Genomic DNA, 26,672 nt, shown 5'->3' on the forward strand with positions numbered 1-26,672 from the left:
GTAGTCGGAGTTCTTGCAGTGGGTCTATTTGACGATTTCAGCCGGTTTTTAGAAACCCGATTAGAAGAATTCTTGCGGAATAATCCTCATTTGGAATTACAGGCGCTAGAAGAGCAGCTACGGGAACAAGAAGACGACGCCCTCAAGCTGATTGCAGACCTGCAACTGCAAGAGAAAAAATTACAGGATGAAATTCTCTCAACCGCTCAAGAAATTCAGCGTTGGCATATTCGGATTGAAAAGGCAAAAGCTGCCAACAGGTTCGATTTAGTCCAGCCTGCCCAAGAGCGAGAAGCCGCCCTGCTGCGCCAAGGGAATCAACTTTGGGGGCAGATGCAAGGGATTAAACAGCGAACTGAGCAAGCAAAACAGCTACAGCGTCAAATTCAGGTTCGCCGACAGGAAGTCCATACGAAAGCCGTTCAAGCGCAAGCAGCCCGTGCAAGTTCTCAAACTCAGCAGCGTGCGGAGACGGTTGGCTGGAATCAGAATTACCACCGCCCGATCAACAGTGGTCCCGATCCATTAGAGGCTAAATTTAAGCACTGGGAAGCGGACGACGAGCTTGAGCAGTTGAAGCGAAATATTGGGCGGTGAAGAGTTTTTGAGGTGGGTAATAGGTAATGGGTAATTGGGAGAAGTGATATTAACTTTGGTTGATTACCCGTAATAAAAGAACCCCACCCCGCCATCACCTACGGCTCCGGCTCCCCTCTCTGCTTGCGGGAAGGGGTTGGGGGTGGGGTTTCCGGAGATTTTTGCCCTAGCGAGATTTCATATCTGCGATCGCGCCTCTGGTCACTCCAGCGATCGCTTGCTCCGTTGCCTTGGGTAAGTGATAATATTTACCCCCTGATTGCTTTGCCAATTCCTTCGCGAAGCCAGTGGAAATAAATTTATTTTCCGTATCAATCACTAACAACTGAATCCCCAAAGCGCGAATTCTGGCAGCAATATCCAACAATTCAGCTTTAATATCTGGCTTTTCCCCTTCCTGCATCGGTTCGCCCAAAGAACGAGCTAAAGGAATATTGCCCCGCCCATCGGTAATCGCCACAATCACCACCTGACCGATATCTCCAGACATCTGAGCATTCATCCCGACGCGCACTGCCTGAGTCAAACCATGAGCCAGAGGGGAGCCGCCGCCACAAGGCAATAGCTCCAGACGCCGCCGCGCTAAGGCAATCGAACGGGTGGGCGGTAGCAGCACATCAGCTTGTTCTCCCCGGAAGGGAATCAACGCCACTTGGTCGCGGTTCTGATAGGCTTCCGTCAGCAGGCGCATCACTGCACCCTTTGCTGACTGCATCCGGTTCAACGCCATCGAACCAGAGGCATCAACGACGAAAACGACTAGCGCCCCGGCTTTCCGGACTAAGCGCTTGGAGCGAACATCCCCCTGCTCGACGAATACCCGCCGATCTCCTCTTTGTTCTCCCTGACCTAGAGGGGATTGGGCGATCGCGGCATCGTTTCGCTCCCGCCTCGCCTTTTGGTAGGGTGCAGCGGCTCTGAGCGTTGCATCAACAGCAATTCGCCGCACCTTGCCTTTCGGCAACATTGGCTTGACGTAGCGCCCTCGATCTTCTGAGATGATCAGACTGCGACTGCCCGACTTGCCGTGACGTTGCGCCATCTGAGCAAAGTAAAGCACGGTGGGGTCGAGGATGACACCCTCTGGATCAAAGACAAATTCTTCTGGAATGCTAGGCTGATCGTCCTGGGGTTCTTCCGGTTCCTCTGGTTCCTCTTCATCCTGCTCATCCTGCTCTTGCTGAGATTCATCTTGGGGGGGAGGCGGTGGGGGAGGCGGCGGAGGTGTTTCTTCTGGTGGCGTCTGCACTACTGTTGCGCGAGGCACGATCACTAATTCCACCGCACGGCGTAAGTCTTCCGCCGTCACGTTAGTGCGTCCTTCTAAAGCAGCAGCCGCCTTAGCAACTCGCACCGCAAAGAGTTCGGCTCGATGTCCCTGCACTCCGCCTCGAATTGCTTCATCTACTAGATAAGCAATTTGTTCGCGGGTGATGCGAACATCCTTCAGCCATTCCCGCGCCAAGACGATCTGAGTTTTCAGGTTGTCGATGTCTTCGGTGTACTGTTCTAGAAATTTTTCTGGGGATTTGGCGTAGGCGAGAGCTTGTTCTACTGCTTGCACTCGTTCATCTAAGCCGAGGACACCATCAGCGGAAAGCGCGATCGCAATTCTATCGAGCAAATGTTCTCGCAGTGGCCCTTCTTCCGGGTTATAGGTGGCAATAAATAAAGGCTTACAAGGATGCTGAAAGCTAATCCCCTCCCGCTCAATCTGGTTGCGCCCTTCAGATAAAACGGTCAGCAGTTGGTTAGCAATTTGCTCATCAAGTAGATTAATTTCGTCTACATAGAGGACGCCCCGGTGTGCTGCCGCCAGTAACCCAGGCTGAAATATCGTGTCCCCCTGTTTAACGGATTGCTCGACATCCACAGAACCTAGCAGTCGATCTTCTGTGATTCCCAAAGGAATTTGCACGAATGGAGCCGGAATCACCTGCGCGTCAATCTGAGCATCCGGCTGGGCACCCGCTTCTACCAATAATTTGTCATCCCACTCGCTGGGGGAATCGGGGTCGCAATTGCTAATCGATCCTTTGACGACTTCAATGGGGGGCAAAAGGGAGTGCAAGGCGCGTGCCATGACCGATTTAGCAGTCCCGCGACGACCCGCGATCGCTACCCCTCCCAGTCCGGGATCAATTGCTGCCAATAGCAGCGCCATTTTTATTGCTTCTTGCCCCACAACAGCAGCGAGGGGGAAGGCGGGGTTAGCTACAGATGCAGGCATAGTTTAAAAGCGATGCAAGTCCAATTTTTCAGCATAGCGCAAAGTTTGTCGCCTTCAACTAAGCCCTCCGCTTAAAATCCACCTAATTAACCTTGACATCCAAGTTTTTCCAATGCTAGATTTAGCCCATACATTGCAGACAGTACAAAAATCTCGCATTAAAGAAGTTTTGAATGCTGTCTCAGGTACACGGTTTTTTTGTTTCCTACTGAGCGTCTAGTCAACCATTTGGCTGAACAGTATGTCCGTTCAAATGGTTGACTGCACGCTTAGCAGGAAGCTAAAAGTTCTGTACCTGAGACTGCAACTTCAATACTCCTCAGGCAAAAGAGTTGATTCAGGCTATTAACTTAGTCGGGGTTTATTATCTTTTTTTTAAATCCTTCACTCGGCTTTTTTCTAAGGTTAGATGCGCGATTTGTTGATGCTGTCCATTCAACCCGTATTTTGGACGTATCAAAATGAAAAGCATTTTTGGATCTTCCCAAACAAAAATCAACAAGCAGAAACCGTTAGTTTCAATTTACTGGGATTCTCAAAATGTCCCCTTTACAGAAGAAAAAGCAAAGTTAATGGCGGCTTTTGCCAATTCAAAAGGGCGTTTGATTAGTGGAAAGGTTTACTACAATTCAAAGTCCGGAAACCATTTTTTTACCGAAAAAAATCTAGGAAGTATTGGTTTCACTGGGATTGATGTCCCTTGTCCTTTAAAGAACGCTGCTGATGATCGATTAATGAGTGACTATCTTGAAGATATTCACGGCAACCAGCCTCCCGATGTGGCTATTATTGTATCGGGAGATGGGGATTTCAAAAAGTTAGTTTTGAATCAGAAAAAGTTGAGTAAAAAGGCGATAGTTGTCGCTCAACGAGGTAATGTGAAGCAAAATCTAAAAATTGTTGCTGATGACTTTCACTTTGTAGATGAACTACCTAACTTAGTTAGCAACAAGGCAGTGATTCAGAAAGATGGCAAGTTGCCTTATATCACCTACGATGATGCTGTTAACTGCTTTATTGAAGCTATCAAAACTGCGGTTCGAGAGGGTAGGAGTACAACATATTCCATCATTGCCAGCCTGATGTGTCAAAGTCAGCGGTTTCCTAACTATAAAGGGGTTTCCACGATTCATAAACCTGATGGGACGAAATTTTCAAGCTTCAAAAATTTTGTTGCGGCTGTCGTAAAACAGGGCAAAATAAAATTACAAAATGATGAAATATTGTTAGTATAGTTAAGCCGATTACTGAAAGGTTGAGAATCAAGCGATCGCTACTTATCAAAAACTCGGTTTGGACAGAAATCGAGTTTATCCAAAAGCCGCCCACTAGCGGCTTTTTCGTGTTCGCCTAATTAACAACCATCAATTACTGGTACTGATAGTTCCATGCAATTAATTTACCCAAAAACAGGAGAGATAAAAATGAAATTGCCAACATTTCAGAATGAAAAAATTTTGCTTCATGCGCTTACTCACCGTTCTTATGCCAATGAAAACCCGGGAGAGTGCGAAAACAACGAGCGTCTAGAATTTTTGGGTGATGCTTTGCTAACTTTCTTAAGTGGCGAATATCTCTATCGTCGTCATCCAAAAATGGGAGAAGACCAAATGACTCGTAGGCGTTCCGCGTTGGTAGATGAAAAGCAGCTAGCAAAGTTCGCTACCGAGATTGGTTTAAACTTCAAAATGCGGTTAGGTCAAGGAGCCATTCGCGAGGGAGGCTACTACAATCCAAATCTACTAAGTAGCACCTTTGAAGCCGTCGTCGGCGCTTATTATCTAGATAACAATTTAGATGTTGAGAAAGTCCGCGATTTTGTAGAACCGCTATTTGATTCCGTTCCGGAAGATATTGTAGTGTCTCTCTCCAATGTGGACTCAAAAAATCGGTTTCAGCAATGGGTGCAAGCAGACCCCGATCTTGGCTCAGCGCCACCAAAATATGTCACAAAACAAGCAGGAGGAACACCCCATGCTCCAGAGTTCATCGCCACAGTGTTTGTAGGTGATAAAGCCTACGGGGAAGGTAAAGGACGCAGCAAAAAAGATGCTGAGAAAGCTGCTGCTGAAGATGCACTGTCCAAACTGAAAAAACGAGGGCTGGTGTAAGCTGGAATTCTGGAAAAACTCTAACTTTCGGGTCTTTTAACTTCTTGACAAGGCGCTGCAAACTCAAAGAAGAGTGGTAGCGCAGACTAGAAGTTAGTTATGAAGCCAAAAGATATAGTAGGACTGCTTAAAGACACATTTTCAGAATGGCAAGAAGATAAGGCATCGCGGTTAGCGGCGGCGCTAGCGTATTACACCGTGTTTTCTCTAGCACCGCTAGTCATTATTGCGATCGCGATCGCTGCCTTAGTATTTGGGCAAGAAGCTGCTCAAGGCGGAATAGAAGAGCAACTTCGAGGCTTACTCGGTATGCAGGGTGCCGAAGCCGTCGAAGAAATGATCGCGAATTCTCGCAAGGCAGAGCAAGGCACAATTGCCACCCTGATTAGCGTTGGTCTACTCCTGTTCGGTGCTTCCGGCGTTTTTGGTCAGCTGCAAGATTCACTAAACACCATCTGGGAAGTCGCTCCCAAGCCTGGACGCGGCATCAAAGGCTTTATCAAAGACCGATTTTTGTCCTTCTCGATGGTACTGGGCATCGGCTTTTTGCTCTTGGTTTCCCTCATCTTGAGCGCTGGTTTAACAGCAGTCGGCGATTATTTCGGTCATTTGATACCCGGCTTGCCCTTCCTGCAAGTCCTAAACTTTCTCCTTTCCTTCGGCGTCGTGACGGTGCTGTTCGCGTTGATGTTTAGAATTTTGCCAGATGCCAAAATTGCCTGGGGTGACGTTTGGATCGGTGCTGCCATCACTTCTTTACTCTTTACCGTTGGTAAGTACTTACTGGGGTTGTATCTTGGGAATGGCAGCGTCGGCTCAACCTACGGTGCTGCGGGATCGTTTGTAGTGCTGCTGTTGTGGGTGAATTATTCCGCCCAGATTCTCTTTTTCGGTGCCGAATTTACCCAAGTCTATGCCAACAAGTACGGCTCTCGAATTGTCCCCTCTAAAAATGCCGTACCCCTTACCGACGAAGCAAGGGCACAGCAGGGAATGCCGCGCACTGATGACATCAAAGCATCTGGCGCACAAGATCAACGCGATCGCGCCTCTGGAACGTCTACCAGCACCATACAGCAAGTAGAGCCGCCAAAGTCCAGACACCCGATGGTAACACTCCTCGCGTTAATGATTGGCGTTTACCAAGGCTTTGCTTCTCTAGTGGGTGCAAAAGGAAAGAAGAACAACAGACAAAAATAATGTATTCTGGGAGACTTTGCTGCGATTTATCAGGTGAGTTTTCTTAGGCGCAGAGGCTATCAGTATATGTTTTTGTTTGTTACAACTTTCTCATAAGTATTGACTTTGTTAGGCAAGATAGCAGTAAAGGCAGAAACAACTTTAGCTTGGGCTTTGTCTACCCCCAGTGGAAATGGTGACGGAAGATGCAAAACGTTAGCCTTCCGTTCGCTGCCCATATAGATTTATTTATACCTGTGGCAGTGCTTTTAGCCCTTGCATTTACTGAGACTGACCTTTAGGGTAAAGTCGTAATGTACGAACACGCGAATATTTTGCGTGCTAGAAACCAGTCCGATTGACTTGTTCGCTGCCATGAATCACTTCTTTCTTGCTGAAAGACTAAGAAGCAAGACAGCAACAAAGCTCTTGAATAAAGGATTAAATTTATGAATCCCTCTGAAGACAAACACATTACATACATGGAATTGGAATCAGAACAAACGAACCCAATCCAGACTAGAAATAATTCTCAGCTTACTAGCATGAATGGGACGGAAAGTGGAAATCTCGATAAAGTTAGAGATATTCTTTTCGGGAACCAGACGCGGGAATACGAAAAAAGGTTTGCTCGTTTAGAAGAACGTTTAGTGAAAGAATCCACTAACTTACGCGATGATACGAGAAAACGCTTAGATAGTATTGAAAACTATCTCCGAAAAGAACTTGAATCAATAACAGCTCGATTAAAAACTGAGCAATCAGAACGAGACGAGTCCGTAAAAGGACTTTCACTGGAACTGAAAAACTTAATCAGTTCTTTGGAAAGAAAGCTTGCCCAACTAGATGAAGAAAGTACAACAAAAGAGCGAGACTTGCGTCAGCAGATTTTAGAGCAATCTAAAAATCTAGACGATGAGATTCGACAAAAATATGAAGAACTTTTGGCTGCATTGGAACGAGAAGCCCAAGAACTTCGTAATGATAAGACAGACCGTTCTACTCTGGCATCTCTGTTTGCAGAACTAGCGATGAGACTGAACAATCAAGTGGGAACTTCTGGCAAGGAATAATTCTTCTAGAAGAGAAGTTTTTAAGGAGGGAATTCAGAATTATCCGTCCCTAGGTTACTAAATCGCTCTAGCTCCCTCATCTAATGTCCGCATAAAAATTTAGTTGTTGAATAGGGGGATTTGAGCAATGGCTGACTATTCCGCCCATAATTTATCTAGCAATTCTCCAGAGAATAATCTTTCAACTAACGAAGATCTCTCTGAGCTTCGGAGTCTGCTCCTTGGTTTTGAGCAAAGCGAACTTGATAAATTGCATGAGCGACTGAATAATCCCGATATTCACGCAGAGGATATCAGCCGACTGCTTCCAGAAGCGATTATTCTACGGACACTGCAAGATAAGCAGCTAAGCGAGGCAATCGTGCCCACAGTCGAAGAAGCCATTCATTTATCGGTCAAAAAAGACCTGAATATCCTCTCAGAGGCGATTTTTCCTGTAATCGGTCCAGCCATTCGCAAAGCGATCGCAACTGCTCTAGAAACCACAGTCCAGTCTCTCAATCAAACAGTGGAACATAGCTTGTCTCCACAAAGCTTTAAGTGGCGATTGGAAGCTTTACAGACAGGCAAATCATTTGCCGAAGTTGTTCTTCTCCGTACTCTTCTCTATCGAGTTGAACAAGTTTTTTTGATTCACAAAAAAACTGGATTGTTACTTCAGCACGTAGTAGCGCCAAACGTAGCCGCTCAGGATGCAGACCTAGTTTCAGCGATGTTAACAGCGATCCGGGATTTTGTCCAAGACTCTTTTAGCGTCCAAACCGGCGATTCTCTAGAAACGTTGCAGTTTGGTGAACTCACCATTTGGATTGAACCTGGTCCGCAGGCAATATTAGCAGGGATTATCCGGGGAACTGCACCTAAGGAATTAAAGTTAGTGTTTCAAGAAATAATAGAGAAGATTCACCTCAAATACGACCAGAAATTTAATTCGTTTGAGGGAGATACTGCTCCTTTTGAAGGCAGCACGCTTTATCTTGAAGATTGCTTTCAGGCTCAGTATCAACCCAAAAAAACAAAACCTTCCCCTGTTATCTGGATTTTATTAAGCTCTATATTAATAGCTTTGGGTAGCTGGTTCTTTTTTGACTTCACAGACAAACAGCGCTGGGCAGCGTATTTGGAAAAATTAAATGCCCAGCCAGGAATGACCGTAGTTACTTCCGAAAAACGTCAGGGAAAATATTTTATTTCTGGGCTTCGAGATCCCTTAGCGGCAGATCCAATTCAGATAATGAAAAAATCAAATATTAATCCCAAAACAGTTATTAGCCGCTGGGAGCCTTACTTATCTTTTTATCCAAAGTTTACCGAAACCAGAGCTAAAGACTTGCTCCAACCTCCGGTAACTGTATCTTTAATTGTTGATGAAAGCGGAATTCTACATGCTAAAGGTTCTGCGCCTTATCAATGGATTGTTGAAACTAGAAAACTGGTGCGAGCCATTCCCGGAATTAATAAATTCGACGAAAATAATCTTGTTGAGATGGAACTCAAAGAACTTGAGCGCAGCAAAAACGAGATTGAAAAACAATTACTTCTTTTTACAGAGGGAAGAACACAACTTCAACCCGGACAGGAGGCAAGGATACAAAACCTTATTAAAGAAGTTCAAAAGCTTACGAATACCGCGCCCTATTTAAGTAAAAACATCCAGATTAAAATTTTAGGACACGCTAACAAAATAGGCTCAGAAGAGAGAAATCTGATCCTAAGCCAAGGGCGTGCTAATGCCATCCTTGCTACTCTAGTTTCGCAAGGAATCAAAAAAACCAATCTTTCTGCCGTAGGTGTGGGTACTGGAGAAACTGTGGATAAGAAACGCCCACAGGATCGAGCATTGAGCCGCAGCGTCTCTTTCAAGGTAATTTTAACTGATACCCCCAGTAGAGAGATAAACCGGCGATGATCCAGAAAAAAATGTGTATGGTAGGTGCCTTCGCCACCGGAAAAACAAGTTTGGTCGCGCGTTTTGTTAGAAGTATTTACTCGGACACTTATCAGACCACTGTAGGAGTAAAAATTGACAAAAAATCGCTCAGTGTAGGAGGAAAAGAATTAAATCTCATCCTTTGGGATCTTTACGGAGAAGACGAATTCCAAAAGGTTCGGATGTCGTATCTGCGGGGTTCGTCAGGCTATTTCTTAGTAGCTGATGGAACCCGTCGCACCACCTTAGATAAAGCTTTTACTCTGCAAAAAAGAGTAGAAGATACAATTGGCACTCTTCCCTTCATTTTGGTACTTAACAAATGGGATTTAACGGAGGAATGGGATATTGATGAGACGGCGATGGATGAAATGGCGGAAAGGGGTTGGCTGGTCATTAAAAGCAGCGCAAAAACAGGTTTAGGTGTAGAGGAAGCTTTTCTAACGCTTGCGAAGAAAATGATGGAGGCATAGATGCTTGACCTCCCTTCGCCAATTCTGAATTATATTCACACTTTGGCAGTCGAAAATCGTTCTCCAGCCTATCTACTGGTAGAAAAAGATGGTTGCTTGTCCGATTGGGGAGGGAAACTGGAAGCCTATGGATTGAATGATTTGCAAAAAGGGGAATACGTCGGGAAACAAGTCTTTTTTCTAGAAGGTCTTTTTCCTCTAAACGGTTCTCCTATCTGTATCCCTTGCATGAAAACAGAATATGGGCTTTCCGCAGATGTCCATCTTGTACCTGGGGAAGAGAAGGACTGGGTGTTGCTATTAGATGCAACTTTAGAAGAAAGCCAGCACCGCCTGATGCAACAACAAGGAAACGAATTGAACCTTCTGCGAGAGGAACACTGTAAGATATTAAATCACTATTTTGGAAAGGGTGTTACCCAATCACCACAAGCGATTCCTATTCTTCAAGAGAGAGGAGAACGGCGGGATGTAACCATTCTTTCTGTCCATATTTGCGGACTTACTTCCTACAGTGAAAACAATCCTCCGGAAGCGGTTTTTAAAACCCTGAATTTATACATCCCTACGATGCTCCAGGCACTTGTTGATGAAGCTGGTATGGTGAATAAAATAACTGGAGATGTAATAACGGCTTTCTTTGGGGTTATTCCCTCAACGGGATGTCCCAAAAGTCAGGCAATCAAGGCTGCACGAGCTATGATTGAGGCGATCGCAGAGATTGGTAAAGCGAGACAAGGAGAGCTTGGTTCACTGCTCGAAGTTGGTATTGGTATTGCTTCTGGAGCGGTTGCTTTGGGCGTTTTGGGTGGCAAAGGTAGCAGGATATTTAGCGCTATCGGCTACTATGTTAATTTAGCGACTCACCTAGAAAGTCAGGCGCGTCCCAGCGAGATTCTCATCGACGACAATACATTCCAAAAGCTTGATGAGATGAAAAAAAAGTTTTCCAAAAACCCCCTTCTGTTGAAAGGACTTGTTGAACCTATATCAACTTATTCTTGGCGGTTGAAATAATGAGTGAATCTATTACAAGCGAGCTTTTTGCAGCCCTGAATATTGTAGTTTTAGAACGTCTAGATAATGGTTTTTTTTCAATCGTTGGGCTGATGCCAGATTGGTTTAATAATGTCTATAGAGATACTACACAGGAACCGGATAGATTAGATTTAGGTCAGCAATTCCCTTTTCTCGACAACTTTCTCATCGACGCTGAAGATTTCTGGATGGGAAAAGGTACAGAACCCCTAAAATCGGGGCTGTGGACTGAAATTAATATATTAGGAAACGAATGCCATCTTGAGGCATCAGCCGTTTTTCTGAAAGGCAAGAAAATACTTTTGATTGAGTGTTTAGGGATTGCTTATGAAGAGAAACAATCTCTAATCCAAAAGGCAAGGCAAAATAATTTAACTTATCAACATCTTATTAAAGAGATACAGAAAAAAGAAATTTTACTTCATTGCTTTGTCCACGATATAGCAGGACAACTAACGGGACTTAACTGCTGTTTCGCACTTCTTGCTTTAGAAAGTTTGACACCAAAAGGCAGAGAACGTCTAGAAATTGGAAGGAAGCAATGTACCAAGCAACAGATGTTGATTCAGGATATATTGAAGGCATTTTCTGCCGAAGTAAAATCATTAGAAGCTTTTTCACTTGATCCTGTTCACGCTCCGGATGCAATTCTTTGTGCAATGGAAGTTGTGGATGCTTTATTACCGACTTTTACCTTCAATAAAAAGCAGTTGCAATTGGCTGCCGATATTAATCGGTCGAAAGATTGGAAGGTGGTTGGGGAAACCTCGCGTTTGGAGAGGGTTCTTTTTAACTTAGTGGAAAATGCTCTTAGACATAGTCCGGCTAGTTCTACTGTGACTGTTAATCTCCAAGAAGATGGAGAATTTATTCTGGTAAGCGTGGACGATGAGGGTTTTGGTGTACCGCCGGAGCTTTCTAAAAATTTATTTCAAAAATTTTCTCAAGGAAGAGAGAAAGCTGGCAAAGCGGGTTTAGGACTTTATTTTTGTCGGATTACGGTTGAACGCTGGGGTGGCAGTATTGGTTATTCACCCCGTACTGAAAGAGGTTCACGATTTTGGTTTCGGCTTCCTCGACCCGTTGTGCAATCATAAATTTGTATTTTAATTATCTACAAAATTTTCCGCTCGGAGAAGGTACTAAGCGGTTGGAACCGCACAGCGACAGGAAGCATACAAACGAAACCTGCATCAGCAGATTACAAATTTGTATCTAAAGTGATTTCAATCTGGCAGCAATATCGTAGAATCTGAGTGAAATCGTGTGGGAGAAAGCGTGAAATGGAGAGTCGAGTATACGAATTTGACCAGACGCAGAACCAGCTGATTCGGGATCTTGCTCAGAAAATGCGCTTTGTTAGCTACTTTCTGATCGCTTTAGGGGTGCTTCTGGTTATAGATGGGATTGTCAGTATCCGGAAAGGTGAAATAGGCGGCATTGTCAGTGGCGTTGTTCAAATCGTTATTGGTTTTTGGACAAGTAAAGCAGCTTCTTCTTTCCAGCTTATTGTCAATACTCAGGGAAGCGACATGGAAAATTTGATAGGTGCCCTTGGGGAACTTAGAAAACTTTATACACTGCAATACTGGCTGATATTAATAGCGGTCATTTTTGTTGCTGTTGCACTCATTATGGCGCTAGTTTTTGGTGTATTTCAGGTTACTCAATGACGAACTTTTGCTCGTTCATGGGGATGGAGAATGAGTTTAAGAATCAGCAATATATCCATTTTTAAATATTGCGCGATCGCTATCTCTTTCATCCTCTCTCTTTTAGCTGATTGCTATAAACTAAACAGCAGCAATCCATCCAATACGCCTCAAAATTGGATAGCAATAGGTGATAGTTTGGCAATTTTAGCCCAAGAAGACTTCTTGCCTACAACGAATTGTGGGCAAGGGAAATTTATTTTCAGTTGAAGTGAGAATTAAAAATCACTCCTATTTTTGAATTTTTAATTCTTACTTTTTAATTCTTCACCCCTCGCTCGCCAAAGCGCAGCAGCCTTTCTAAAGTTGCCAAACGGTTGTCCCAAACTTGGACTTGGTAGGGCTGCTCTATACCTTCCCGTTTCATCCATTGATTGAACTGAAATTTAAAAGATTGAAGTGAAATTTTCGCCTTTGTTAGGTTATTTGCAGAAGGATTCGCAGCTAGTTGATTCAGTGCATTTGAGAGAGCATCTGATTGCTTGTGCCATTCTGAGAGCGCTGGTTCTTTAATCCCAAATTGGTTCGTTTCCAACAGAAAATCCCATTCTTTTTGGAGTGCCGCATAACGAGTGGCAGCAGCTTGGAAAGGCTGGCGATAAGGCAGCGGTTCCGTGGATGATTTAATGACTCTCCCCTGAGCGCGGCGGAAGATTCCTTGCAGATTTTCGTTGAGATTTTCGGCAGCAAATAGAGCGTAACCGCTGGCAGGGAAATCCCGTAGCGCCTGTATTTGATCGATTGCCACAGCATCCGGCAGATTCAGTAGGCGAATCGAGGGCAAAACTAGAGTTGAACCGAGGAGAGCCTGAGTCAGTAAAGGCTGCGCCAAACTCTGGAGTTTGTTCGTATCCAAAGCGTAAGTCATCGGCACCAGCAAATCCACATCTCCTCGCTGCGCCCAAACTTCCCAATTTTGTTGTAGTTTTTGCAGACGCTCCGTTTCAGGATAAGGAAACACTGCCGCCGACAAAATCAGGTTCGGTTTTAAGGCGCGTAGGCTTCTCGATGCATCTGCTACAAAAGTGTTGATCGCATTGGTGCGAAATTGCGTCCACTTTTGCCAGACATTGCGGTCTTTTGGCGAAATCTTTGCCGGATCGACTCCGTGTAACTGTTGAAATTGCTGACGCGCCGCCGTACCGTAGCCAAAAGCATAACCCGCACGAGGATCTTGGAAAGGATAGCGGATGTAATCGAACTGAATACCATCTATTTTATAGTTTGTCGCAATTTCCCCCAACATCTGTATTAAGTAGCGTCGTACCTCCGGATTCGCCGGATCGAGAAACGTTTTCCCCGAACCCAAGTGGAACAAACGCCCCCGGTTATCGTAGCCTGCCCAAGTCGGGTGCAGATCGAGAACCGGACCGGGATACTCTTTCGGACGGTTGACTAAGGCATTATGACGCTGGTTGCCGACGGCGAAAATCCACACCCAGGCGTGCAACTCCATGCCGCGCTCATGAGCGAGTTTGACTGCACTAGCCAGGGGGTCCCAGCCACGCACCAGGGGATTCTGAATCTGAGCGACGCGGCTGGGATAAATGGGATATCCCGCGTTGACTGTTTCAAAAAAAACCGTGTTAAACCCCGCCGCCGCCAGTCGATCGAAAATTTTCGCTAATTTTTGCTCCGAACCAGCCTTGACAATGGTGCCCCGATCTAACCACATCGCCCGAATTTCTGACTGCCCTTGGGGCCGGTCGATGGGATAGTTGTCCCAGAGAGTTCGCCGTGCCTGAAGCCACTGCTGTCGGGCAGCACTGTAGTCTTGTTGAACAACTAGCTGAAGAAATTTTTGCAACCCTGTCCGGGCAGTTTTGAGGGCTGATTCCTGATTAGAGCGTGAAGTTGTGTCAGCGATGAGCTTGGTTTGCGTTGAGGAATTGTTTCCGTTTGCTGTTCCCACCTTGTTTGTGGCGTTGGCAGTTAACATCGCACTCTCAAAGCGTCCGATGAGCGCTTCCAACTCCTGACGCATGACGGTTGTTTGTCCACCTGTGATGGGCAGGGAGCTTGGCTTTACGTCGAGTCCAGGTGGAGCCACCAAACCATCAGCGTTGGCGTCTGCAACTTGGGCTGCTGGGGCAGGGGGGAAAACGATAGGGGTGTTTCCCGGTTGGGTGGGGGAGGTGGCAGGCGTCCGACCTGCCGCTGTCCCTGGGGAAACGGGATTTGTAGAGCTTGGCTGCCCGGTTGGTGGGCGTCGTGTGGCAGCCGCCGTGGTTCCGGCTGGGGAGGGGCACTGCTGGGGCGCATCGGTTGCTGAATTTTGGGCTTTTCTCACTCCCCCGTAGCGGTTCAGGGATGCCCGCAGCCATGCGCTATCCAGGTTTGGGCTAGAGGCAGTATCGACGCCCCAGCGCCAGCCCAGAAAGACTGAGCGATCGGTGGTTACGACCGCCGGTGGATTCTCAACCGACTTCCAAACAGCAGCTGTTTGACTGGTCAATCCGGCGGGAATGATCACACCTCCCTGGGCGGTTCCAGCGAGTCCGTTCTGTTGTACCCAGCCCTGATTGTTGGCAGGTGCGGGTGCCAAGGTGGAGGGGCTTTGCAAGCCGAATCCCCAATAAGCGCCAAAGAGCGATCGCAATTGCGATCGCACGTTCGCTTGTGAAAGGGTGCCCAAAGGACCACTCGCGATCGCACGTCCGCCTTTCCTCATCCACTCTTGGATTGCTTGTACCTGTACCGCGCTTAGGGTTTCAACGTTCGGTAAAAATAAAACCTGCGTCCCTGCTAAATCTGCCGCCTGCCGGACTTGCTGTAAATCCACCACACAGTAGGCAACACCACTGAGTCCCAGGCGCGTTGTAATTCCCTCCCATTGGTTGGCATTGTCCTGGGTTTTCACGACTCCCAGTACACTCGGTGCGGCACCGGCAGGAAAAGAATTAAAAGTTAAACAGAAAAAATTTAAGACTAAAAACGCCAAGTTCCAAGTCTGGCATTTTTCCTTTCCCCAGCGTTGCTGTTTCAAACTAAAACCACTCCTCAACACAGACTACTCCTGAAATAGCTTTTAGCGATTAGCTTTTCATCCTTAGTCATCAGTTATCAGTCATTAGTAACAAACTAACGACCCATGACGATTCATCTATGACCTTTTCTTTTAACAGCGAATGGCTAATCGCTCATTCTAAGCAACGACTTCAGTGAGTCGCAACAAACTAATGACGAATGGCTAAGGACAAATCACAATGACCTTTTGACAGCGAACCGCTGGTTCTAAACGACCTCGTTAACTAGCAACGACCTCGTTAACTGGAAAGCGGTCAATTAAATGAATCGCCCGATAGGCATTCTGCTGCAACGAATCTGAAATGTGAGGCACATGAGGAATTTGAGATAAGAAATCCACTGTCCGCCGCAACACTCGGACGACATCCCCTTCATCTAAGCTGGTGTTGGAGCAGAGTTGATCCCATTGAACCCCTAACGCCCACTGTTCCACCAAACCTGTTAAGTCATACTCCATCCAGACTGGCAGCGCTACGCGATACCGCCGCTGTAGCTGGAAGAGGTTGCGCCGCAAGCCCCGCAAACTTCCCAAGGCTTCGTCCATCTCAGCCGGTGCATCGTAGTGCGTCCAGCTGTCGGGTCGCATTGTTTCGGTTACAAAGGAGGCACAAGCAGCGGCTAAATGGTGAGGATCTAACTCGTCAAGTTTCCCCGACAGCAGGGCTAAAGCCATCCAAAGCTCGTTATCACCCCGAATCGCAGCGGCAGCTTCTCCTAGAGGGGTCGGCATCACTCCCTCCAGTCCGCCCATCCGTTGCAAAATTTCAATCAGATCCATAAATTCTTCCCAGTGGCGTGCCAAGTTGTCCTGGAACAGGCTTTGAAGCTGGGAAATTTGGTCTAGCAATCCCTCTCGGCGCTGCTGGCGCTTGAGGAGGGCGGCGGGATTGCCCCATTGATGGGCGGGGTGATTTTGCAGTTGCGCTTCCACTGCGGCTAGCTGCTGCTGCTGTGCGACCACTTCTGGGGCAGTCTCTTCTTCTAGATCCGCGTCTGGACGACCGCCAGCGTCATTCCGACAAGCCCAGCCAATTTGACGGGCAATTACCTCTGTGGATTCCGTGCCTTTCTTGCAATGACCGGGCTTTATCGGCATTTCCGGCGGGGGCTGTACGGATTCGACATTGGACACGCGGCGTTGTTGGCTGCAAGCAACAACATCGGCAGTGGTGACGACATACCAGCGGTTATCTGCACCTAGGCAAATCAGGTAGGGCGATTGACCAGAACCGCGTGTCTTGGCGATTAAGACGGCGGGTACAGGAGAGGGCACTGGGATATGTTTCCCTTTTAAACTCAGCAGTGTACCGGGTTCTACAGAAGCGATCGCAATCGCAATTTCGCGCGATCGCTCGGCTTCGGCTTGAGTTTGTAAAATTTTCAGTAATCGCCGTTCTTCTCTGAGACGTTCCTGAAGCTTTTCGTACTGTTGCAGGCTCTTACTGTCTACTGATGCCAGATCCGCTTCGATTTTTGCCAGTTCTTCGGATAAGTCAGCGATCGCTTTCCGAGTGGGTTCGAGATGCACGGTCGCCAAATACTGCCCAAAGCTGCGTTCTACTAATTCTCTCGCTTCTTCCAGACTATGGGTTTGCAGCAAGTTCAAGACCATGCCGTAGCTGGGTGTAAATTGGCTCACCAACGGGTCAGGGCCGTTGGTTGCCAAATAAGCTGCTTCTTTAGAGCCTTCAAAAGGCGTCTGCAAGGTCACGACATGACCTGTGGTATCCATCCCCCGGCGTCCGGCGCGACCCGACATTTGCATGAATTCGCTGGGCGTCAGCAGTCGGTGTCCTCGGTCGGTGCGTTTGGAAAGGCTAGAAACTACGGTTGTTCGCGCAGGCATATTAATCCCCGCAGCCAGGGTTTCGGTGGCAAATACCACTTTTACCAATCCGTCCTGGAACAGTTCTTCTACCAGACCTTTCCATGCCGGTAAAATTCCGGCGTGGTGCGAGGAAATCCCCCGCAGCAATGGTTCAACTCCACCACTACGGGCTGCTTCTGGGTTGTGAGCTAAAAATGCTTCAACTTTCTGTTTTAAAAGTTTTGCTTCTTGTTCGTTTACCAGCGTCACTTCCCGCAATTCATCCACCGCCTTGTCACAACCCCGGCGGCTGAAGATAAAGTAAATCGCTGGCAGCATATCCCGTTTCCACAGATGGCTCAGGACATAAACTAAGCTGGGGCTGTCTTGTCTTTTGCCTTTTTCTTTGGTTTGTGGGCGCTTGGGCTTGAGTCGCGGATTTAGTTTTTTTTGCGAGTCATCCAGGAGAGGAAACAGCCCTTTGGGATTGCAGAAGTGAAACTGCAAGGGAACAGGACGAAAATCGGAGTAGATGAGCTTGGTGGGGCCATGAACCCGATTTAACCAGTCGGTGAGTTGATCGCTGTTGGCGACCGTTGCCGAAAGCGCGACCAGCTGAATTTCGCGGGGACAATAAATAATGGATTCTTCCCAAACCGTGCCCCGCTGTCGATCGTTCATGTAGTGGCATTCATCTAGCACCACGGCTTCTACACCCGTGAGGGAGGTGCCGACTTCGCCGATGCGGGTGCCGTAGAGCATATTCCGGAAAATTTCCGTGGTCATCACCAGGATCGGAGCATCCCGGTTGATGGACGTATCGCCGGTCAATAACCCTACCCGGTCAGCCCCAAAGCGATCGCGAAAATCTCGTAATTTCTGGTTCGATAGGGCTTTCAGGGGTGTGGTGTAAAATACCCGCTTTCCGCGACTCAGGGCGCGGTAAATGGCGTATTCCCCAATCAGCGTTTTTCCCGACCCGGTTGGGGCACACACCACGACGGAGCAATCGGCATCTAACGCAGCGATCGCTTCCATCTGAAACTGATCCAGTTCAAAGGGAAATAAGGTCTTGAGGTCTAGCTCTGGTATGGTAGTGGGCACGGTACGGTCAAATAGTTCCAATAAGATTGCAGACGGAATTCAGCCAACTCTCGCCATCCACTGTCGTCTTGTGCTTCCTTTAATCCTAAAGGACTTCCCAACACTAAATTATCTTAACAATGGCTCTAGGAACATAGCCATTCACCGGCTCCTAACGATGGCACATCGCTATTTTTTTTGGGAATTCCTTTTAGTGAAAATTAGCACTGGATCGCTGGGATGCACGATTGTATCGAAATTGAAAATGACGTTCGCCCTGAGAACCGTGACGCTATTTGCTTTTCTAGGTGCCATTTCCCGATATCAGTGTCTCAAGTTAGCCTCAAGTTAGTCGAAACCGCTTTACGAAACTTCAATTTTATTTGTAGCGGCAGAATAATAGAGCAATTGTCATTATAATAAACAATATAGCTAAAATTCATGGAAAATCCAAATTAAAAAACCTAAATAATTGCGAATATCTGTCTGTTTGTGCCCAAAGCTTTCTTCTGCTTTCTCTGGCAAATTCGAGGCTTTTAAAACAGTTGCGGAAGAGCCTCTCAATGATTGTCTAAGTTAGGCTTTTTCCATCGCTGCCAATTGCCACATCTTCAGAAGATAAGGGAACTTGGGGGAGAGGATGTAACGATAGATACAGTGATTGCCAAGATTGCTACGGTTATGCGAAATTGCGATCGTTCAAAAAGATAAAATCTAAAATCATCCTTTTGACTGATAGATAAAAGCTACGTTTAATCCTGACCCAGGCAACCGGAAAGGGAAGAAATGGGTATCCACTTCAAAAAAAGGCAGAAGTCGGATTCAAGATGACAGGCAAAAATTTTTATCGCTACTGATTCAGCAGTCAATTTCAGCAGTCAATTTGCAGTGTTGGGTTTCGTACCTCACCCCTCCACGCCCCCCAACCGACAAAATGACATGGTTGAATCAAACCCCCCAAACAGCCCTCAGTCCCTTATTTATCCTTCCTAAACGTCGGTGCCACAAGCCAACGGACACTACCCTGCCAGCATGACGGTGACGGATACCGCTCACCGAAGAATTTCCGATGGAAACCGGATCATCTATCAGCGATTAAAACAGGCGCTGAGTCTTGGTTTGCGTCGCCAAATTTTTGTGGCGGTATGCGACGATCTCACCTTGAGAAATCGTCTGGCTGCCCGATTACACGCAGAATTAGCGATTTCGGAAGACGGAAAAAGAAACAAATCTAATCGCATTCATTCCTCTTTCCTACCGAATTCTGGCTCCTTCCAAGGCTATCCCCGACTGGTTAGCCTGAACTTAAACTTGAGCCAGCCGCATCCCATCGCTCAGATGAATCGCTGGTTAGCCAAGCACCCGCCCCCGGACGACAACCCACCCGGATTTCAGATTTTGGGTGTGGAGCTATTAACCAAGCACCCAGCAACGGTACAGGGATTATTTCTGCGCTCTCTCAGGGGAATTGAGCGCAGTTTGCCGCGTTTGGAATCTAGCTTGTTGCTCTGGATGCCTCGCCCTTGGTTCCGAGCAATTCAGCAGTCGGCACCGGAGTTTTGGCGGTGTCACACGGGCTTCTTTGAGTTTGAAGGGGAACCCACGCCCGTATCAGAAGAGACGTGGTATCCGTCCTTACAATCCTCAGCACCCCGCAAACAAGCTGCTGAGCAAGAGACGGCGGTACCCCAAGAAAATCTGTGGCATATTCTGAACCGTGACTTCGCGAAATATGGCGAAACCCGTTCGGAAAAGTCAGTTTCAGACAATGGTTCTGGCAAGGAAAATGATTCTGGCAAGGAAGAGGTAGAAGCGACGTATCCGGGAGAGGAATCTCATGCTTCTCCCCTACAAGAATCAAAAGAGAAGAGTGATGAATCAGCATCCATTAATCCTTCCCCTCACGAAGCCCCTCATCAGGCGATTGAGAGTTTACCGCAGGTGCAATCGTTGCAGGAAATTGCTCAATTACAGCAGCAATCCTGTCCGCCAGAGGCACTTGCTGAAGCTTATCTGAGGCTGGGGAATCATTACCGCGATCTCATTGAACTCGAACAATCTAATACCTCACAAGAAAACCTGATCGTTGCCATCCAAGCTTACGAACAGGCATTGAGTTGGTTGGAGGCAGATTCGCCCCTAGTCGCTGATACCCTCAATGACTTGGGCAATCTCTACTGGATGCTGGCTCGCTATCCAAGCAAAGTTGAGGAGATGCTTGCCTATCTGGAGCAAGGGATTCAAGCGTATCAAACCGCTTTAACCACCTTCAATCCCGATGAATCGCCCCACACCTATGCGATGATTCAAAATAACTTGGGGGCGGCATACGGAGATTTGGCGCGTTATCGAGATGCTGCCGAGAACTTGCAACACTCGATTGGTGCGTATCAGGAAGCTTTGCGCTATCGTTCCTCTCAGATGGAGCCGCTCAAATATGCGGCGACGCAGAATAATTTGGGTACGGCTTACTGGCATTTAGCGCAGCAGCAGCAGCCAGTGACAAACTTACAACAAGCGATCGCATCTTATACAGAAGCGCTGTTGTATTACAATCCAGAGCAAGAGTCGCTCAGTTGGGCAATGCTGCAAAACAACATCGGCACCGCCTACTGGAATCTTGCTCAGTACGAACAACCCGCAACCTATTTAAAATTTGCTATCGAAGCTTACTTGAATGGGCTGAAATATCGGACACCGGATGTCGTCCCGGCAGCTTGTGCGGCGACGCAGAATAATTTGGGTACGGCTTACTGGCATTTGGCAAGCCAGATAGAAACTAAGCTGGAGGCGCGACAAGAATATTTGCAGTTGTGTATTACAGCCTATGAAACTGCGATCGCGCTTGTCCACCAGCTGAGCCAAAACAGTCCTCCAGTGCCGGTTACGTTTGATGCCTCTGCCACCTACAATAATTTGGGGTTGGCTCATTACCAGATGGCGACGGATAAGCAGTTCGCTTTGGCTCAGGGTTCTCTGTTAGAGCATCTAGAGGCAGCGTTGCACAACCATTTGCAAGCGTTGCGGGGCTTTAGTCATCAACCCGATGCCTACGAATCCACTCTGTCTTACGTTGTGCAGACAATTCGGGCATTCTTCCGCGAACGTGGCTTACAAGGGCAAAATCTCGCCCTTTCTAAGGTTCCGGGTAAGCTCTTGCCGGAATTGCTGCGGCGGTTGTAATTCTCAAGCCCTGAATTCTCAAGCCTAAATTCTCAAGCGCTAAATCAATCTGGTTGGGTAGGTATCTTGGTTGAGTAGGTATCGCTATCCTATCCGAGTTGTCAGATGTCAGCGCTTCAGATTCCGGATCTCTAAGAAGTCGGGGATCTCGCCTTTAGAAAGCACAGAAAAATTATTTTCATTTATCTCAAGATAGTGAAGAAAATGAAGCTTTCCCAGACTCCTGCTACACTATTGTGGGGAATGAAGCTATGAAAGATTTTCTGGATGCTGGATTAGTGAGTGACTATTAATAATAACTTTCAGAACTTTCAAAAAGTGATTAATCGTCTTAAGCTAATTGAAACCATTTTTATAAATGGGTGAAGCCAGAGTTTCTTCTTAGTAGGGGCGCTGCTGTGCCGTGTCCCTAGCACTCCATCAATCTGCCGTTACCCAATATCCCTAAATCTATACCCGTGCAGAACATACCTCAAGATGATTCACCGAATGTTCCTGTCCAAAAAAATTGGTATTTAGTGACATTAACTCAGGTGTCGAAGCGTGAATTATTTTGCAAGCAAATTTTACACGCGATAGAACAAGAGAAGCTACAAGACGTGATTTTAAGAGTGGAAATGCCAAAAGAATCTGTCTATCAGAATTTGGTATTGCTGGAGACGACGAGTTTTAAAGCTCTGCGCGATCGCTTGCGACAGCTTGACTACGATCCCAAAATTTCGCCTAAACCCTTAACCTCCGATCAAGTGAATCGGATGTTAGGATTCTAAAAAAAACAGTAGGGGCAGGATTGTTATCCTGCCCCTACGTTTATGGATTAGCAAAGAAAATCGGTAACTTTTAATCGACTCCGGCGACGGCTAAAGCGCCAGCGATCGCGCTGACAATACCTGAAACTGCCGCAGTTCCAAACAGCCACCAAGCAGCAGAGGCAGCAGCTTTGCGGGTTTCTTCCGCTTGTCGCTGCGCTTGATACTTCACTTCGTCTAAGCGGCTTTGAGCTTGCTGTTGGAGGCGATCCACTCGTTGCAGTACGCTGTTGCGTGCGCCTTCAATTTGATCGACAAGTCGGTTCGCATCTGCCTCGGAGATATCCTCGCGGGAAGACATAATGGCAACCAGAGTGTTGCGATCGAAATGGGACAGCCGATCTTTAAGCGAATCAAACCCAGCTTGCGGATCGTCAAACAACTGGCGAACATCTTTCTTGATGCTGTCATAGTTGAGTTCCGGGCGATCCAAGGAGTTGAGGTAGTTGCGAATTTGGGCAAAAATGCCGTCAATCGTGCTTTGAATTCGCCGCTGAATGCTGCGAATTTGCTCAACAAATTGGTCGCGTACCGAGAGGACTTGATCCACAATTCGAGCAGCTTCTTCCTCGGAGATATCCTGGCGTTGCGACAGCAAGGAGATCATCGTATCGCGATCGATGTGGGATAGACGATCTGTAATGCTCTCAACTCCGGTGCGCGGATCGTGCAGCAACAACTGCAAATCGCGCTTAATTGCTTCTGGGTTGAGTTCGTCTTTGCCAGTATTCCGCAGGTAGTCTTCCAGGGTGCTTTGGAAATCCTGAATTTGTGTCTGCGTCCGGGTGGCAAGGCGACGGGGCGCTCTGACGATGCTTTTGATCGTACCCTGCACCTGATCGATGATCTGATTTACCTGATCTTCGCTGAGGTCTTGCCGCTGACTCAGTAGCTTCACCAAGGTATCGCGGTCTACTTGAGAGAGACGTTGCCGCAGTGCGGTCGCACCTTGTTTGGGATCAGAGAGCAGTCTGGTCAAATCCCGCTGGATGCCTTCGGGATTCAGTTCATCCTTGCCTGTGTTTCGCAGGTATTCTGTTAGAGCAGTGCTGGTTTTGTCTACCTGCTGTTTGGCTTTATCCATGACCATTTGCGGTGCATGGACAACGTTGCTCCAAGAATTTTGTACCTGATCGATGATTTGATTTACCTGATCTTCACTCAAGTCTTGCCGCTGACTTAGTAGCTGGACTAAGGTATCGCGGTCAAAGCGAGAACCCCTTGCCTGTAGCGCCGATAGTCCGGCTTGCGGGTCGGAAAGGAGAGTTTTTAGATCCCGCTGGATGCCTTCCGGATTCAGTTCGTCTTTACCTGTGTTCCGCAGATAGGACTCTAAATTCACCCACAGCGCCTCTGTTTCGGATTTTACCCGGTCTTGCAAGGCTTGGGATTCAATTAGGACGCGATCGCGCGATTGTTCCAAATTGGTACTGATTTGATCGGCTTGTGCCTCGGTAATGTCTGTACGTCCCCGGAGCAATTGCATTAAAGCATAGCGATCGTACAAAGCAAGGCGACGCTCAAGTGTGTCGTGGTCGGCATCTGAATCTTCCAGCACCCGTTTGAAATTGTCGTTGATGCCTTGTGCAGTCAGTTCAGTTGTGGGAGCCGTTTGGATATATTCTTCCACTCGGCGACGCAGATCCTGCGTCTTTTCTTCTTCCTCAGCTGCTCGGACTGTCACCAAAACTTCTTGGCGGATACCTTCTAATTGATCGGCAATGTCGTTGATTTTGTCTTGGGTAAATACGCCCCGCTGTTGCAGCAGGTTGGCAAAATATCCCCTGTCTACTTGCTCTAATTCGCGGCGAATTGTCCCCGGATCGGCTTGGGGATCGTAGATAACTTCTTTGAATTCCCGGTTGAGTCCTGGTCGGGTGATCTGCCAGGAGTAGGTGTTGAGCAGATAGTTTTCTACATCGGCTCGAATGGTGCTGTAGGGGAGTTCTGGTTTAACTCCTGCTTGTGTCGCTAGTTTGTCGGTTTGCTCGGTTACTTTGTTTTTAGCTTTGGAGAGTGAACTTAAGATGGTTTGCACATCTAAATCTGAGAGATCCGTGCGTCCCATTGCCAATCCCATGAGGGTCGTTAAACCCTGCTGAACGGTTAGCTGAATTGGGCCAGGAGCTGCTTCGTCAGCTGATTTTTGATCGGATTTCTTAGAGTCGCGCATCTCTGCAATCAGCTGGTCGAGTTTGGCGTTGATATCATCCGACTTCACTTGACCAGGTTGTGCAGACTTCAGATAGTTGAGCAGTTCGCCCATCCGATCTGGTTGTTGCTCTCGCGCTCCCACAGCTTGCCGCCACACGCCTTCGAGTTGATCGACGATGCGGTTCATGTCGCGTTTTGAGAGGTCTGTGCGATCGCTTACCAAATTTATAAAGGTTTGGCGGTCGATGTTGCGGAGATTGTCGGTGTTAGCGATCGCTTTTAGTTGAGGATCGCTCAGCAATCTTTCAAATTCACCCCGAATCTTTCGCATATCGAGTTCCGGGGGACGCAAGGAGCCTAAATAATCCTCCAGCGTTTCGCGGATGCTAGCAGGATCGATTCCCGATCCCAGTTCTCGCCGCACTGCTGCTGCTGCCGCCTCTGCGGTTGATACAACTTGATTGTTGACCGCTTGTGCGCCTATGGCTGCGGTTGCTGTGCCAACAATTGCTTGGAAGCCACTGGTTGCAGTGTTAACGACTGAACCCACTAACGATCCCACTGTCGTTGAACTTACCCAAAATAGCAGGCAGAAGTAGGTTGCCCAAATTACCAAACCAATAATGGCACCTAAACCGCTACTGCTAACCAGGGTGAGTTTCACCGCCAGGAAACACGCGATCGCTAACGCAATGGTGACAGTCACCAGCGTCCAAATTCCGACTGCTGTCCCTATTTTGCGAATTGTCCCGCCCAAGCTGCCAGATTCATTATCACTAGAACTCGAATCTGATTGATGCCCCAAGTAAGAGATCCCGGCGGCAACTGAGAGGTTTGTTAACAGTAATTGCAAAGCAAAGGCTAATACTACCCCAGCAATCAGTGCTACAAAAAACTCTGGTCCTGAAAATACAAGTGCCGCTCGTTCTGGCGTATTCACCGTTGGATCGACTGGCGTAATTTGAGCTATCCAGAATAGGGTTTTGTACATTCCCATGAGTATTCCCGTACTCTCAAACATGATATTTTCTTCCTCAAAGCAAATTCCGTCGCAAATTATAAATTAAGCTATGTTGAGTGGTCAAAATCTGCAAAAAAGACCACGCTCTGAAACACCCGTTTGTCAAAAAAAACGGGTAATTATTTTTCTGGTTTCTTTGTACTCATCTACTTAAGTAGTAACTCTGTATGTGTCGCCTAACTCCTCTCTGTACGTCAGAATCGTCGAATCGGTCACTGCAAAGCATCCTCCTGAGGTCTGAAATGTATACCTATGGCAGGATGGAGAGAGGTAAGGGAAAAAACCACGAGCAATGAAACTACACTTGCAGACCTTTTTCCTAAAATAGGCTGCCGCTTCTTTTGATAAGCCGCTTTCCCTAGGCGGTCTGCTCCGAAGCCACAACCCACAGTTGACCTTAACGGCTGGAACAATAACCTTTAATGAAAGTTTATCTTCTATCCAAATTTTAAGAACTGAATCAAAAGCTACAGACGCTTAGCTCTAGGTTTAGGCTAACGAAAACCTTAATATATCAGATGATTTTATGCAAGCCTCTATCGGTATAAAAATATTATGAACCCAAGAAATTGATTAGAAATTCACCCCTCCGGCATTACTTCTGAGTCATAAAGTAAGCTGTCATTTGCTAAAGATGGATGCAAGCGCAATCTACGGAGCTATCAGTTATTCTCGATATCTGTAGAATAGAATTACGTTATTTTTACTCTCCCTAAATGCCCATATTCTATACAAATGAATTCATTTAATAGAATTACCCTCATATTTCCACCGTTAATTTCAAGGTTTATTGGCTAAGATTACCAGCAGCCATTTATGAGTTATTTGAGTTTTGCTAATTTGAGAATTTTAGCAGATGTATTGAAACTTGTATTACCTGAACACACAAAGCAAAATTTTAAGGGCAAAGGAATAATTTTATCCCTTGAAACGAAAGCCCCAGAGGGGCAAATTTGATGCGGTTAGAAAAAGACGCGATAATTTTCCTTTTATAGAGGTTCTTTATGGAGTCTCTATAATCTCTACCGTTTCTCAGTTGAGTAGGAATCTATGGCGGTTCTAATGTTCGCGTTCCACAGGGAGATAGCATTGCCATGTCCCGACAGAGGTTTCTTACCCAATCTTTAAAGAGCTTAATGCAACCCAACGAATCATCTTATCCGAACCATATTGAGAAAATGACAAATATTCGGACAAAAAAGCTCATTCTGAACATAATATTATGAAGCATTAGCGACAGTATCG

General features: G+C 46.9%; 16 protein-coding genes. 12 read left to right on the top strand and 4 right to left on the bottom strand.

Going from position 1 to position 26,672, the window contains the following annotated elements:
- Positions 1-18 precede the first annotated feature (18 nt).
- A complete protein-coding gene (locus tag H6H02_RS14595) occupies positions 19-597 on the top strand; it encodes a TIGR04376 family protein (RefSeq protein WP_190818931.1) in 579 nt (192 codons plus the stop codon).
- 166 nt (positions 598-763) lie between these two features.
- Here H6H02_RS14595 and bchD read toward each other — a convergent pair whose 3' ends face one another.
- Positions 764-2,827, bottom strand: coding sequence for a magnesium chelatase ATPase subunit D (gene bchD / locus H6H02_RS14600; protein WP_190818933.1), 2,064 nt, complete (start codon positions 2,825-2,827; stop codon positions 764-766).
- A gap of 461 nt (positions 2,828-3,288) precedes the next feature.
- Between bchD and H6H02_RS14605 the strand changes: the two genes are divergently transcribed.
- The 9 genes from H6H02_RS14605 (at position 3,289) to H6H02_RS14645 (ending at position 12,304) form a co-directional block, all read left to right on the top strand.
- A complete protein-coding gene (locus tag H6H02_RS14605; protein WP_190818935.1) occupies positions 3,289-4,062 on the top strand; it encodes an NYN domain-containing protein in 774 nt (257 codons plus the stop codon).
- A 189-nt stretch (positions 4,063-4,251) separates the two neighbouring features.
- Complete coding sequence (gene rnc, locus H6H02_RS14610; protein WP_242040711.1) at positions 4,252-4,938, top strand: ribonuclease III; 687 nt, start codon at positions 4,252-4,254, stop codon at positions 4,936-4,938.
- 99 nt (positions 4,939-5,037) lie between these two features.
- A complete protein-coding gene (locus tag H6H02_RS14615) occupies positions 5,038-6,138 on the top strand; it encodes a YihY/virulence factor BrkB family protein (protein ID WP_190818939.1) in 1,101 nt (366 codons plus the stop codon).
- A gap of 428 nt (positions 6,139-6,566) precedes the next feature.
- On the top strand, positions 6,567-7,190 hold the full coding sequence (locus tag H6H02_RS14620) for an OmpH family outer membrane protein (RefSeq protein WP_190818941.1): 624 nt from the start codon (positions 6,567-6,569) through the stop codon (positions 7,188-7,190).
- A 520-nt stretch (positions 7,191-7,710) separates the two neighbouring features.
- Positions 7,711-9,099 (top strand): OmpA family protein, encoded by a 1,389-nt coding sequence (locus H6H02_RS14625; RefSeq protein ID WP_199329182.1) that lies wholly within the window; start codon positions 7,711-7,713, stop codon positions 9,097-9,099.
- The gene (locus H6H02_RS14630; protein ID WP_190818945.1) at positions 9,096-9,593 is read left to right on the top strand and encodes a Rab family GTPase; all 498 of its coding nucleotides are present in this window, start codon (positions 9,096-9,098) and stop codon (positions 9,591-9,593) included. Before H6H02_RS14625 ends, H6H02_RS14630 begins: the two co-directional genes overlap by 4 nt.
- A complete protein-coding gene (locus H6H02_RS14635; RefSeq protein WP_190818947.1) occupies positions 9,594-10,610 on the top strand; it encodes an adenylate/guanylate cyclase domain-containing protein in 1,017 nt (338 codons plus the stop codon). It abuts the gene before it with no gap.
- Positions 10,610-11,728 carry a HAMP domain-containing sensor histidine kinase gene (locus H6H02_RS14640; protein WP_190818949.1) on the top strand — a complete coding sequence of 373 codons (1,119 nt, stop codon included), beginning with the start codon at positions 10,610-10,612 and terminating at the stop codon, positions 11,726-11,728. The genes H6H02_RS14635 and H6H02_RS14640 overlap by 1 nt, the downstream gene beginning before the upstream one ends.
- A 186-nt stretch (positions 11,729-11,914) precedes the next feature.
- Positions 11,915-12,304 carry a hypothetical protein gene (locus tag H6H02_RS14645; protein WP_190818951.1) on the top strand — a complete coding sequence of 130 codons (390 nt, stop codon included), beginning with the start codon at positions 11,915-11,917 and terminating at the stop codon, positions 12,302-12,304.
- A 298-nt stretch (positions 12,305-12,602) separates the two neighbouring features.
- On the opposite strand, the gene H6H02_RS14650 is transcribed toward H6H02_RS14645, so the two are convergent.
- Together H6H02_RS14650 and H6H02_RS14655 are read right to left on the bottom strand one after the other, a co-directional pair.
- Positions 12,603-15,329, bottom strand: coding sequence for a family 10 glycosylhydrolase (locus H6H02_RS14650; RefSeq protein WP_199329199.1), 2,727 nt, complete (start codon positions 15,327-15,329; stop codon positions 12,603-12,605).
- Between the two features lie 261 nt (positions 15,330-15,590).
- Positions 15,591-18,281 (bottom strand): RNA helicase, encoded by a 2,691-nt coding sequence (locus H6H02_RS14655; RefSeq protein ID WP_347342611.1) that lies wholly within the window; start codon positions 18,279-18,281, stop codon positions 15,591-15,593.
- Between the two features lie 1,011 nt (positions 18,282-19,292).
- Between H6H02_RS14655 and H6H02_RS14660 the strand changes: the two genes are divergently transcribed.
- Positions 19,293-21,443, top strand: coding sequence for a tetratricopeptide repeat protein (locus H6H02_RS14660; RefSeq protein WP_190819059.1), 2,151 nt, complete (start codon positions 19,293-19,295; stop codon positions 21,441-21,443).
- 458 nt (positions 21,444-21,901) lie between these two features.
- Positions 21,902-22,213: a chromosome segregation ATPase gene (locus tag H6H02_RS14665; protein ID WP_190818955.1), complete on the top strand. Its 312-nt coding sequence runs from the start codon at positions 21,902-21,904 to the stop codon at positions 22,211-22,213.
- Positions 22,214-22,283: 70 nt separating this feature from the next.
- On the opposite strand, the gene H6H02_RS14670 is transcribed toward H6H02_RS14665, so the two are convergent.
- Positions 22,284-25,427 carry an MFS transporter gene (locus tag H6H02_RS14670; RefSeq protein WP_190818957.1) on the bottom strand — a complete coding sequence of 1,048 codons (3,144 nt, stop codon included), beginning with the start codon at positions 25,425-25,427 and terminating at the stop codon, positions 22,284-22,286.
- Positions 25,428-26,672: the final 1,245 nt, after the last annotated feature.

It is taken from the genome of Coleofasciculus sp. FACHB-1120 (assembly GCF_014698845.1).
Taxonomy (GTDB): domain Bacteria; phylum Cyanobacteriota; class Cyanobacteriia; order Cyanobacteriales; family FACHB-T130; genus FACHB-T130.